The following is a 13,541-nucleotide window of genomic DNA, read 5'->3' as shown; positions in this document are numbered from 1 at the left end:
TGCGGCTGGTTGAGCATTTGTCCGAATCACCTCAAGAAATAAGCGAACGGTAAGTCTTTATGGAACAAGTCAGACATTGAGTTCGTGAAAATGCGCCAGAGAAGAACTTGGTACATTTTTGCGATTTCGCAAGTAGAGCGGATTATCGGCTACCTTTGGGAAAATGGTCGCTAACCGCTGCAAGAAAAACGTTCCGATCTGCTCGAACGTCGCGCCTTTCTCAAACTGCGTCTCCTCGCCAAATAGATTCATTTGTGAACTTGGGCGATAGAACGCAGCTTTCCAATCGGCAGTGCCAAAGAACGTTGTCAGGCGGTCAGCCCATCCACCTTCAGGCGGGCCACTGCGCGTCAGGACACGATTGACGGCCTGTCCAAGCGGAAACAGCACCCAAAGGTCAATGGCTTGTGTGTTTGCAATCGCCTCGATGGTTGCCCACGCGACCTCCATGCCATACGGATCTAGAAAAACAACCGCTCGATTCGTTCGCCAGTTCGTGCGCCTGCACCAATCCTGGATGGTCGCGTTGGCCTCACCCTGCACAATTTCAATTCGCTGTGCAATAGCTGGGAGCTGTTGACGACGTTGTTCCAGTTCAGCAATAGAGGCGGGATTTTGCTCAATGAATACGTAGTGGTCAAAGGGTGGGCTGGTTTCGAGCGCGATGCGTGCGCTGCCTTGCTGGAACAAGGTGATCTCATCATCGTAAACAGGGAGGTCATCGAGCCGAAGCGGGAGTGTTTGTGCCGACGCTGCCTTTGGGCTTTGCCGGTAGCCTGTTCCCGCAAAGGCATCGACAAACGTGATGCGCAACACGTCTGCGGGCTATCCCGCGTAAGCGAGCGTCCGCGCCGCCAGTGTAGAGGGGTGATCGGGGCCAAGCACCGCCGTGTAGACGAGCAGCGCTCGGTTGAGGAACGCACGGGCCTGCGGTTGATCGCCCAGCGCGGCACAGACCTGCCCCATGCGCAGCAGGCTGCGCGCAGTGTAGGGGTGGCGCCGCCCAGGCGGGCCAGGTGACGGCGCAGCGCCTCGGCGAGCAGGGGCCGGGCCTGTTGCGGGCGTCCGGCGGTCAGGTGGAGCATCCCCAGGTGCCCCAGGGTGTTGGCCGTATCGTGGTGTAACTCGCCCAGGATGCGTCGGCGGATCGCCAAGGCCTCGCGCAAAGAGGATCGGGCCGCGTCCGCTTCGCCAAGCGCCTGGTGCATGAGCCCGAGCCGATTCAGACCGCGCGCCACATGGCGGTGCTCAGCGCCCAGCAGTCGGCGGTGGATTGCCAAGGCCTCTTCCAGCATCCGGCGTGCATCCGCGAAAGCGCCGGTCTCCAACGCCAGCATGCCGACATTGCTCAGCGTACACGCCGTGATCGGGTGCTCGCGCCCGATGGCGGCGTCGAAGAGGCAGAGCGTCGCCTGGAGTTCGCCCATCGCCTGCGCAAATCGTCCCTGGTAGTGATAGACCCGCCCAATATGATTGCGCGTGACGCCGATAAAGGTATTCGCAGGGCCGTAGATCGCCTCCCGGATCGCGAGCGCACGGTGGAGCAGCGCGAGCGCCGCTTCATATGCACCGCGGGCTCGGTGGAGGTAGCCGAGATTGTTGAGCGCCATCGACTGCAGCGAGCGATTGGGCTGCACCTGCGCTTCCCAGATCGCTACCGCACGCTCGGCGTAGGGCAGCGCGGCCTCAAGCTCGCCCATCGCGTTGAGCAAGAGGCCCAGGTTGTTGTAGAGTTCGGCCGCCGCCGGGCTATCTGGGCCAGCGTGCCTGATACGGACAGCCAGCGCCTGCTCGTAGTAGCTTCGTGCGCTGGCATAGTCACAAACCGCATGGGCAGCTTCGCCTGCGTGCAACGCGCTGGTGGCGGTCTCAGGGTGATCCGGCCCAAGGCGCTCGCGCCGAATCGCCAGCGCCTGCTCGTGATAGGGGCGCGCCTCAGGATATGCGCCCATCCACTCTAACAACACCGCGTGATAGTGCAGGTTGGTACTGCTCTCTACCGAATGTGTCCCAAAGATCTGATCCCGAATCATATGTGATCGCTGGTTGTAGGTCTGCGCCTCTCCATAATACTCGACCTCACCGAGATGCCGACTGAGCTCGTAGCTAAGCGCGGCGGCCAGCGCGTCGCCACGCTGCAGCGCGGTCGCGGTAACGGCACGGAGGTGCGGCTGGAGACGAAGCAAGGCCGGCTCGTCGAGGGCGTCGTTGAGGGAGCGAACATAGGCGAGCAAGGCGGTCTCAACCGCATGCTGCGCCTCGGTGGCGTCCAGTCGGCGGAGAAACGCGACAATCAGGCGGTGCAGGCGAAGCGTGTCGGCTGCCACCGTGTCGTTGGCGAGCAACAAGCCCGTATCGAGCAACCGTTGGAGCGCGCTGCCAAGCAGCGCCTGGTCTGGCTGCGCTGTCAGCGTCGCGCTGAGCAACGCCACCGGGATGGGTTCGCCAGGGGCAAACCAGGCCGCACGCAGCAGGATTTGATACGCAAGTGCATCCAGGCTTGTGCTGCGATCCAACCGGCCGAGACTGAGGGCAAAGGTCTGCTCCAGATGGTTGAGGTGGCCGGTCGGCGTGGGGAACGGGCGACCATGCGGCCCGCACCCGGTCAGCGACAGGTGGCCAACGCTCCCCACACTGGCGGTAACGAGAGTCTGCCGCAACTCGGCGAGGTACTGGGCCGGAGTGAGCGTATCGACGCCACGGGCCAGATAGCTACCGGCCAGGTGGAGTGCCAGCGGCAGGTCATCGAGCTCGGCGGCGATCGCGACCAATTCTTCGTCGCGGAGTTGGGAGGTTGGGCAGTAACAACGTAACAACTGCATGCTTTCGGCGCGTCCGAGCAACCCGAGTTGCAGGGTCGCCAGGCCCAACCCGGCCTCCCATCCGGTGCGACGGCTGGTGATCAGCACGCGACACCCACCATAGTGGGGCAGCCAGCGGCTCAGCAGATCGGCGTGCTCGCAGTTGTCAACGATCAGCAACCGCGGCACCTCAGCGTGCCAGGCGGCCTGCACCAAGCGCACCTGTTCATCAAGACTGAGTTGGGCAAAGTCTGGGCGCAGGCCAAGGCCCCTGCTGCCGCCGCACGCCGCGATGGCGGCCGACACCGCCCCCGGGTCGGCGAAACTCAGCCAGAAGGCCCCACCGGCAAAAAAGCGGCCAAAACGATGCGCAAACTCGATCGCCAGTTGGGTCTTGCCAATGCCCCCTGGCCCGACCAGCGCAGTGGGTGGCGCCTGAGGCCCAGCCACTGCGCCGCCGGCCTTGAGGTGCGCCGCAAGGGCAAACAATTCGGCGGTACGGCCGACGAAGTGAGGGTTGGGCGGGAACGGCAGCACCGAGCCAGGGGGGAGCAACGCAGGGCGCGGCAGACGGCCAGCGGTCGGCATCCGGGCGAGAGAGGGGAAGGCCGAGCGCGTTGAGATGTGATCCGCTTGCACCGGCATACCAACCGTGTTCGCAGCCTCAAGATAACGCCAATCGGCCTCCTCAAGCGGCTCCCAGCCCCACGCTTGCACCAGCACATCCCAGACCGCCGCCAGGGTTGCGTGATCATCAGCCAGCCGCAGCGTCTGGGCGAGATAACCCAGAAACGGCACGCGCAGCGTCGCACGGGGCACGGCCGCACCGCGCTCCCAGGCCCCAGCCGACTCATAGGCCCGATTCCCGCTCAGGCTACAAGCCCGGGCCATCTCGGCCAGGGTAACCTTGGCTGCTTTGCGCAGGCGGGTCAGGATCGCGAGCTGGTGACGATCAGACATGGCTGACCTCTCACAGAGAGTAACTCGCTGCCACAAACACCAATACCATGCAGGGCACGCATAGATCGACGGAGCTACCGTTTCAGAGGTTAGATTGCAAAGGTGAGACGTCGTGATCAGCAAGGCTGCGCCTTGGCCTGAACAGGAACAGACCCTGCCTCCTGGGGCTCAAGTGGGAAACGTTGACACACCCCCACCAAGAGTGAAGGAACGACGACAAAAAATACGGAGTTTACGGGGTGACAAATGAAACGTGACCATGCGAGAATGGACGAACCCTGAACAAAAAACAGCTCACATCTCATCACCACCAGGGCAACGGTAGTTCGCCCTGTTTTTTGTGTCATTGCGCACAAAGAAATGTCTACGCGGCAAGCCAATTCACTTTGGCGCATACGGGATCGTTCTCGCATCATTATAGCAGATCGAATAACGTATGTCTTGAAGAACGAGGTATGCTATGCGAATGACTGCCCATCGTCCATTGCTAATCGTTGCGCTCGCCATCCTTCTGTTGGCCTTCGGTAGCCTGTTCAGTGCCCAGGCACGACCGATCACACGACCGCAGGCTACCGAGCTTGCCGCGAGCATCCCCACCGTCGAGAGCGACCATCCCTACGAGAATAACACCGACAAATTCTGGACGATCCCCAATACAGGCGGGGAGAACGCAGCGCGTCTCCACTTTAGCCGGATCGAGCTTGAAGAGGGGGTTGATCAGATTTTCATCTATGACGCAAATGACACCCTGATCCAGGAGATCTCGACGAGTGCGCCAGATGGCATGTGGAGTGACCCGGTGCCCGGTGCGTCGATCAAAGTTGCCTTGAAGAGCGACGGCTCAGGGCGCTTCTGGGGCTTCGCGATCGACCAACTTGAGCCGGTTAACTACCCAACCATCCACTACAGCCCGCACCCCTACCCCAACAACGCCAAACTCGAGCGCACCTTCGTCAACGACGCCGCCAACCCGGCGGGCACCCGCGTGCGCTTCGACCGCATCGACCTCGAAGACGGTGTCGACTACATCGTGATCTACGACCTCGACAACACCCCCTACCAATGGATCACCGGTAGCCACCCCACCGGCCTGACCAGCAAAGCCGTACCGGGGGCAGGGATCAAAGTGCAACTGATCAGCGACGGCTCGGTGCGGCACTGGGGCTATAACCTTGTTGCAGTGGAGAGCGGCACACCGACCGCGCCGGAGGATCCGCCGCAGCGGGTTACGCTGGCGGAGTCGGATCATCCGTATACTGGTGAGGCAGAACAGACCTGGACAATCACCAACCCCAATGTCAATGCAACTTCAAGCAAAGTTCATTTCAGCAGGATTGAACTCTTTCGGGCCACCTTACAGGTGCTAGATGCCAACGATACTGTCATCCAGACTTTCGGTTGGGACACCAACAAGCAGGATGTCTGGTCGGATTACGTACCTGGGCGGGTTGTGAAACTCAAACTGCTCTACCATTGTTGTGATGCCTGGTGGGGCTTCCGTGCTGACTCCATTGTCGATTCTATTCCTAACCCTGGACTAGCCCAATCTGACCACCCCTATACCAGTGAGGCAGATCAGAGCTGGACAATCACCAATCCTAACGTGAACGCGACTTCGAGCAAAGTTCATTTCAGCAGGATTGAACTCTTTCGGGCCACCTTACAGGTGCTAGATGCCAACGATACTGTCATCCAGACTTTCGGTTGGGACACCAACAAGCAGGATGTCTGGTCGGATTACGTACCTGGGCGGGTTGTGAAACTCAAACTGCTCTACCATTGTTGTGATGCCTGGTGGGGCTTCCGTGCTGACTCCATTGTCGATTCTATTCCTAACCCTGGACTAGCCCAATCTGACCACCCCTATACCAGTGAGGCAGATCAGAGCTGGACAATCACCAATCCTAACGTGAACGCGACTTCGAGCAAAGTTCATTTCAGCAGGATTGAACTCTTTCGGGCCACCTTACAGGTGCTAGATGCCAACGATACTGTCATCCAGACTTTCGGTTGGGACACCAACAAGCAGGATGTCTGGTCGGATTACGTACCTGGGCGGGTTGTGAAACTCAAACTGCTCTACCATTGTTGTGATGCCTGGTGGGGCTTCCGCGTCGACGCAATCGAACCCTCCTCGGCGGATCCGGTGCCACCGGCGGGCATCAACGGGGTCTACGTGCAAATCAACGCACCGGGCGATGTCTACCTGAACGGCAAGAAGATCTTCCGGGTCACGGCGGCGGGCGAGTACCGGATTCCGTTGGCGGCAGCGGCCGGCGTAGCGATCCGTGACGCGGCGCTGGCGGCGGTAGCACCGGGGCTCTACAGCATCCGCATTGAGCATGCCACCTCGGAGCAGACGATCGAGGTACGTGTGGAAGCAACCGGCGGGATCGAGATTGTGTATTTGCCGATGGTGCGGCGGTGAAAGGTAATGCTATGCGCCATGGTCTAGCCGTCGCTATGGGTCTGCTTGCAGTCGTGCTTCTAGTCGGCCTGCAGGCCTATGCCCAGACGCCGCCAGGCACAATTCTCAGCTCGGGAGGAAGCGTCGTCATCCCGCAGAGCAGCGCGCCGGTCTGGGATGACCGGCAGCGTGATGACGGCGCGTTGTACGACCCGAGCGGTCGGCTGATCGCCTATTACATTGATGCCGGACAAGTCGTACCGTGAGCGGTAGGGTGATCAAGACGGCTTAGCTTCTTCGATCACTTCCCAGAGGACCAGGAGGCCACAATGCCCCACTATGCTCAACGACGCACCAGTATACAACTGCTTATGATCCTGGTGCTGATCATGCCGCTGGCACTGCTGCCGGCCAGGCCAGTCGCCGGCACACCAACAGTTGCCAATGAGGTGAACTGGCAGTCGATCGGGCCGTGGGGTGGCCGCGTGGATGCGGTGGCGTTTTCTCCCAACTATGCCAATGATCAAACGCTTTTCGCCGCTACGGGCGGTGGGCTCTATCGGTCGCAGGATGGGGCGCAGAGCTGGGATCTAGCGGGTCTCGCCAATGTACCAGTGTTTGCGGGCCTTGGCATAAATGATGTAGCAGTCTCGCCGTCCTATGCGAACGACCGTACACTCCTTGTTGGAACGTGGCAAGGTGTATTTCGTTCACTTGATGGAGGTGCAACCTGGGTAAGCACCAGCGACGCTTTCAACGCAGCAGCATTGGCCTTCTCGCCGGACTTTGTAACTGATCGGACAGCAGTATTTGTGGGTAGCGATGGAGTGTTCAGGAGTACAAATGGTGGAAGCAGTTGGAGTCGTGTCACAACAGGGCTTGCTAATTGTGTGTATCGGGATGTGGTCATTTCACCCAATTTTGCCAGTGATGGCAGCCTGTTTGTCGCTTGCGGTAAAATATACCGCTCAAATGATCGAGGAACCAGTTGGTCGGTACTGAGTTTTGGTCAAGACCTCGGCGCTTTTTCGCTTGCTATCTCCCCGACTTTCGCTACGGATCAAACCCTCTTTGCCGCCGGTTCAGGTAGCGGGCCATATCGATCAACCGACGGGGGCAGAACCTGGGAAGTTCGATATGATCTTCCAGGGAGCTTTTCGGATAACATTGCAATCTCACCCAACTTTGCCGTTGATCGCACTCTCCTTGTTGCCGCAAATGGTAAGCTTTTTCGTAGTCGCAACGCAGGCAATTCCTGGCAACCGCTTGAGTTATCTATCGGTAATATCGATGATGGTGAAGGCCAGGCTGCCTTCGCTCCCAACTACGCTACTTCACCAGTGATTGTGGCGGCGTCTCGCAACACAAATGGAATAATCCTCTCAAATGATAGCGGTGACACATGGACCCCAAGCAATCAGGGTCTCGCTGCCCTCGACATCCATGCACTGGCGGCATCACCAGACTTTACCAATGATGGAATTATGCTCGCCGGCGCGGGCATCAATCTCTATCGAACCAATGACCGCGGCGTCAGTTGGCAACAGGTACTGCAAGGCTTTGTATTCGGGTACAACTCACTTGCCTTCTCACCCGATTTTGCCAATGATCGCACGGTGTATGCAACGAGCTCCGGATTGCTCCGATCTAGCGATGGTGGTCTGACGTGGCAAGGCGTTGACACACCGCCCTTCCCGAATTCAGCGGGAACTGCGGGTCGAGTAGAACCATCAACGACTTTTGCCAGTGCGGTCAACTGGGTGGTTCTATCACCTGGCTACCGACAAGATCGAACTATCTATGTGAGCGTCAGTGACTACGTTGGTAATCAGAGTGGGGTGTATGTCTCAAATAATGCCGGAGGGAATTGGCGTCGCCTGACCACAGACACCCGGGTGAAAAACGCCAGCATACTGGCCGTCTCTCCTACGTACACCGCAGATAACACCCTGCTTGCAGGCGTATGGAGTGAAGGCATTTATCGTTCGACGAATGGTGGTGGTGGGTGGGCGAGAGTGCAAGGATTCCCGGATGGTTTCACCGATGGTTCAGTTGGCGTGTTGGTGTTTTCGCCCGATTTTGCCAATGATCAGACCGCCTTTGCTGCTCTAGGTGATCAGGTTTATCGCTCAACAGATGGTGGCATCAACTGGAGCCAGGTTGCAACTGGACCGGCTTATGCCAATGCAATTGCCTTCTCTCCAAACTACGCGAGCGACCGCACGGTCTATCTCGGCACGGCTGCACCAATCATCGCAACCGGCGACGTCTATCGTTCGACTGATAATGGCGCGAGTTGGGCTCCATTCACACCTGCGCTCGATCGTGGGCGTATTCGTACGCTGGCAACTGTTGGAAGCGAACCGCAGCTTTTTGCCGGGACGGATAGTGGGGTGTATAGGCTTTCCGAAACACCCGCGCAAGCGTCAAGCGTTTCAGGCACAATCCGCAACCAACGAGGTGAACTTCTCAATGATGTGGAGGTGACAATCACGCCGGTCGATCAGCGCGAAGAGCCTCGTGTGCTTAGAACCGTAGACGGTGTTTATGGCGTTACTAATCTGATAGCCGGCAAGGCCTACATCGTCCGACCACGACAGGCTGATTATTACTTCGATCCGCCCTCTGGAGTGATTGCTTCCGCTAACGGACAGATCACCTTCGATTTTACCGGCACCATTGGGCGCCGCCCGCTCATCTTCTTGCACGGAGTGCTTGGGAGCTCACTCGATATTTATTCAACAAATGGACTGCGAATGACAGAAGTGTTTCCTTCTCGTATACAACCATTTACAGCAAATGATTTAGCACTTGATCTTAATAGTAATTCGTTTAGAAATATTAAGGCTAACGCTCCAATCTGGAATGTCCTTGGACGCGATGTATATGGCGACATGATATCAATGCTTACCAATGGCGCTAATGGTTTTGTGGAGTACAAAATTGATGGCGATCCGGCGCGGCGCACGCTTGCAGGATGCCAGTATGAAGAACAGCGCAACAACAACCCGACCTTATTCGTGTTCGCTTATGACTGGCGGCTAAGCAACGAGGTTAATGCAGCCCGCTTGGATGAGTATGTGCAGTGTATTCGCAAGTTCTACGGTGCGTCGGCGCGGGTGAACTTGCTGACCCATAGTATGGGCGGACTTGTAGCGCGCCGATTTATCATCGAACATCCCGATGCCGTAGATCAGGTAATGAATGTTGCCCCCCCCTTTGTTGGCGCCCCACAGGCGATTAGCTCCATTCTCTTCGGTGAGTTGCTGTGGTGGGGAGGAATTGGTGCAACTACATATAAGGATCTTGTTGAGAACTTCCCTGGTCCCCACGAATTGCTTCCTAGTCGTGCTTACTTTGAATTGAATGAATTCGTGTTTAATGAGACGGAATGGGATGCGAATGAGAATGGACGTTACGATGGCTGGTATACTTATGGACAACTAGTCAATATGTTCAGTGTGCAAAAAGACCGTAGTCTTCCAGGTGCGAATAATGTTATTTTTCACAATTATCGCGGCGGCCCGTTGAATCTATCGCAGGATGTGTGGAGTGACGAGCTTACCGGGATTGAGTATATCCACGTAGCCGGACTTCAAAGCCGTGACGCGACGCCGGGTAGCTATCAGGCTGCATTCAATGGTGTCTGCGCAACCTCACTGCTTGACGGCACCAAAACGTGCGTAGGTTTCCCAGATCTTCAGGCGACGTATACAAGTGGAGATGGTACTGTCCCGATTGTCAGTGCGTTGCGTTCAAATGGTGTGAAAGATCTGAATGCGCCAGCTGCTACCACTATTGTGTGTACGCCCAGAGCTGGATGGTTCGGCAGAGATGACAATGATTGGGTGAAACATGCCTTCCTCATGCACAACACCGATATTCAGGCGATAGCCGCCGCGTTTTTTCGCGGTCGTGAACTTCCACTTGAGGGAAACTGCCGGAAGTTTCGGCGTGGTGAAGCGGCTCCTCCACCGTTAGCAGTTGAAAATGCTTCCGCTCCTGCATTTTATCTACGGCTGACCAATACTGAAGCTGTGACTATCAGCAATAGTTTTGGTGAGACGATAACTTTTGGCGATGAACCTTCAGGCTATATGCGTGGCGTCGACTCACTGAACCTCGGTTCAATCGTGCAAGAGTTTATCTTAACACCAGGCCCAACCTATTCAGTGACAGTGCAAATCGGTGATGGCCCAATTGCTCTGGATCTTACCCGTGGAACTGGTGCTTCGCGCGATCTCGCTAGGCGTTATCGCGATCTAGACCTGCCTGCTGGAACGCTTGCGACGCTGGTTATTGACGCTGATGAACCGCTGGATCTTCGTTATGATAGCGTTGGCGACGGTATAGCCGACAAGATCATTGATCCAGCCGCTGATCTCATCGGCTCAGCCGCCGATGATCGCAGTGGACCGGAAATTGCAGTGCAAGTAACCGGTCCGCTCAACGCACAGCAGGTGACGCTCACCGCTACCGATGCCGGTTCTGGTGTGAAGCGGCTCTACTACTCGCTCAATGGCACGACCTTCGTGCCATATACTGCACCCCTGACGATCAACAGCCTTAAGCATAGTGTCATATACGCCTTTGCCGACGACCAGGCAGCAAACCGTTCCAGCATCATAACTATCACACTATCGCAGTCAGTGTATCTGCCGTTGATCCAGCGTTAAGTAAGTTGGAACTGGTCTCAAAAATATCGACGGAGGCGTACCACGATACACTTGAGCAAAGGCTGAGAAGTTGACGGCATATACCCGTAGCGAACAACCAGCCGACGGAAGTGTTGCAGCCAGGCACAGGTGTGCTCGAATTTGCGCCGGTTTGGGACAACCGGCAGCGCGATGACGGGGCACTGTTTGAGCCAAGTGCACGGTTGGCCGCATATGACGAGGTGGCTGTCAGGACGCCCTGCCCGAAAAACTCTAGGCCGCTTCCAACACTGTCGAAAGGTCAGAGGTAGACAAAGCGCCAGGAGCGATATATGCACCATCGATCATTCATGATAGCAACCACGGCAGGCCTGTTCAGCATGATCTGCATCCTCCTCTTACACCCTGGTGCACCACTGGCACAGGGCCGTCTCAGTGACGCTGATCCTTCAGCGTCGCCGAGCAGCGCCCCGAGTGGCGAGATCGCGTATGTTCACGACGGCTACATCTGGCTGATCGACCTTGCCACCAGACAGTCCCGCAAACTGTTCACCGACTCCATCGCCGATCCTGCATGGGCCTTTACGCCTTCCCTGGCGTGGTCCCCTGACGGGCAGTTGCTAGCCTTCGAGCGAAGCCAGGGCACGTTTCAGCGGGACATTTACACTGTTCGAGCTGACGGGACTGGACTCACTCGAGTGACCAATAGCGCCTCGGACGAGTACAGCCCCGCGTTTTCCCCGTCAGGTCAGCTCTATTTCTTCAGATCCGCGGAAAGCGATCTGGAGGTAATCAAGCGGACGTTAGATGGTCAGGAGTCGGTTGTGCACCGCTGTGGAGGGTTCCTGGTATTCTGCTCGAACCTGTCGGTGTATGGCGATGCTCTGCTCGCGTACACGCTCAGCGGCACCGACCCGGTTAGTAATCAAGTGATCTATGATCTCGTCTCAAATCAGCAGCAGAATCCGGGGGAGTATTTCTACAACGAGTCCAACAGGGGTAATTGTAACCTGCTGCCTGGTACTTATGGTGGCAGATGGGCGAGCACGCAACCCCAATTGGCCTTCGTCGGTAATGCCGATTGTGTCACTCCAGGGCGGCAGCAACCGGACTACGGTATCTTCACCATTGCAGCTGGCGCAATGCCGGAGACATCCCCTGTGCTACTGCATAGTACGAGCTTCGCAATCGCGTCCCTTGCCTGGTCGCCCGACGACCAGTGGTTGGTTATGGGGCGTTACTTCAACGACGGCTTCTCGAACGGCCTGTGGCTTATTGATACGCAGGGCCAGCAACTCCAGCAAATTTCGACGGTCGGTGGGAGTCCAGCCTGGCGCCCAGGACCGCCAGCAGGATGTACCGACCCGGGCCAAACGACTATCGTGAGCATCAACGGTATCACCGATCATCGGGAGAACAATATCTACCCGCTGGATGCGAACCCGACCACGCCCGAAGGAACCGTTGAGGGGAATACAGTGCGAGCGACCGTTAAGGTGACGAACTGCCAGGAGGATCCGATCAGCGGCGAGGTCGCACTGAGTCATGGCACTCCACGGGCCGATGCGACGATCCCACCTCTGTCTGACCTTGAGGTAACACTCTCCTTCAACACCGATGGGTTGGCATGGATCAACGGCCAGCGTCCGACCCAACCTTACACCATCAGCGCCAGTTTTACACCGGCCGGAGGCCCCGCTAACGCTTCGGAGGCAGTTACATTTACTGTGCGACCAAGACCCGTGATCCTGGTTCACGGCTACAACAGTGATCCCGGCATGTGGGCTGACTATCAGGGAGAGCAAATACTCGGCAGTTCTGAGCTTGAGGATATTGTCACCTATACAGTACCAAGAATAAACACCGGATCTCATGGCGCGCCAACCAACACGATCGACCAGAATGCATATGAGTTATCGCGTGTAGTAGAGCGAGCAAGACGCGAACAAGGTGCAGACCAGGTAGATATTATTGCTCATAGTATGGGCGGCCTGATCAGCCGGCGCTACCTACACGCCTATGCCAAGGACGCCAGTGTGCACCAGTTAATAATGCTCGGCACACCGAATGGAGGCAGCGTGAGTGCAGGTTTTATTGCTATAGGCTGTGGTATTTTCAATCTTGCACTACTTGATCGCGACCTTCCTCAAATTCCCTGCCGCTCTCCTGCTGTTCAAGAGCTTACAGTGTCTTCAGTGATTAGTTTCAACAGCAACAATGTTGAGCGCCAAGATGCTAGATTCTATGCTATTGCAGGTCAATATGACTGCTCACAAGCACTACCAGTATCAAATCCAATAGAAGTACCTTACCCCAATGATATTATTGTAAGTATCGAGAGTGTCTTTCGGATTGGATTGGACGGCGGCTGGCGCTGGCCGAACGATAGATGGGGTTGCCAGGGACGGCACGAGTGGCTCTACCAAACTGGCGATGCCCGCTACGGTGGAGCCCCCATCTTTACCAGCATCGTCCGTCCTTTGCTGACCGGGCAACCGCCCGCAGCTGCGCCGGCGTCGGAAACTGCATTGACTGCACAGCCTATGAATGCGCTGGACGCCGTGCAGTTCACCACTGTACAATCCGGAACCCTCAGCGCCGGCGGTCAACTGGAGTTTCAGCAGCGGCTTGAGCCAGGCAATGACGGAACCTTCAACTTTGTTCTTACCGTTCGCTTATTTCTTGAGGTGATTCGGACAAATGCGCAACCAACCGGGT

The 13,541-nt window shown here is 57.1% G+C and carries 5 protein-coding genes and 1 pseudogene; 4 read left to right on the top strand and 2 right to left on the bottom strand.

What is annotated here, in order from left to right:
• Nucleotides 1-69: 69 nt before the first annotated feature.
• Entirely contained in the window at nucleotides 70-816 is a 747-nt protein-coding gene (gene tcmP / locus EYB53_RS25835; RefSeq protein ID WP_135481806.1) for a three-Cys-motif partner protein TcmP, read from the bottom strand.
• Between the two features lie 197 nt (nucleotides 817-1,013).
• Nucleotides 1,014-2,033, bottom strand: a pseudogene (locus EYB53_RS25830) (tetratricopeptide repeat protein); the annotation flags it as partial.
• A gap of 2,188 nt (nucleotides 2,034-4,221) precedes the next feature.
• On the opposite strand from EYB53_RS25830, the gene EYB53_RS23720 reads away from it, so the two are divergent.
• From EYB53_RS23720 to EYB53_RS23705, 4 genes are all read left to right on the top strand, one after another.
• Nucleotides 4,222-6,189: a hypothetical protein gene (locus EYB53_RS23720; RefSeq protein WP_135481801.1), complete on the top strand. Its 1,968-nt coding sequence runs from the start codon at nucleotides 4,222-4,224 to the stop codon at nucleotides 6,187-6,189.
• Between the two features lie 11 nt (nucleotides 6,190-6,200).
• A complete protein-coding gene (locus EYB53_RS23715) occupies nucleotides 6,201-6,434 on the top strand; it encodes a lamin tail domain-containing protein (protein ID WP_135481799.1) in 234 nt (77 codons plus the stop codon).
• Nucleotides 6,435-6,497: 63 nt separating this feature from the next.
• Entirely contained in the window at nucleotides 6,498-10,844 is a 4,347-nt protein-coding gene (locus EYB53_RS23710; RefSeq protein WP_135481796.1) for a lipase/acyltransferase domain-containing protein, read from the top strand.
• A 311-nt stretch (nucleotides 10,845-11,155) separates the two neighbouring features.
• Nucleotides 11,156-13,541: alpha/beta fold hydrolase (locus tag EYB53_RS23705; RefSeq protein WP_135481793.1), on the top strand; the 2,386-nt coding region annotated here is incomplete at its 3' end.

It is taken from the genome of Candidatus Chloroploca mongolica (genome assembly GCF_004762035.2).
Classification (GTDB): domain Bacteria; phylum Chloroflexota; class Chloroflexia; order Chloroflexales; family Chloroflexaceae; genus Chloroploca; species Chloroploca mongolica.
This window is presented reverse-complemented; position numbering and strand designations above follow the sequence as displayed.

Coding starts and splice junctions, on each gene's coding strand:
- EYB53_RS23720 (WP_135481801.1), top strand. CDS start 4,222: ATGCGAATGACTGCCCATCGTCCATTGCTAATCGTTGCGCTCGCCATC.
- EYB53_RS23710 (WP_135481796.1), top strand. CDS start 6,498: ATGCCCCACTATGCTCAACGACGCACCAGTATACAACTGCTTATGATC.
- EYB53_RS23715 (WP_135481799.1), top strand. CDS start 6,201: ATGCGCCATGGTCTAGCCGTCGCTATGGGTCTGCTTGCAGTCGTGCTT.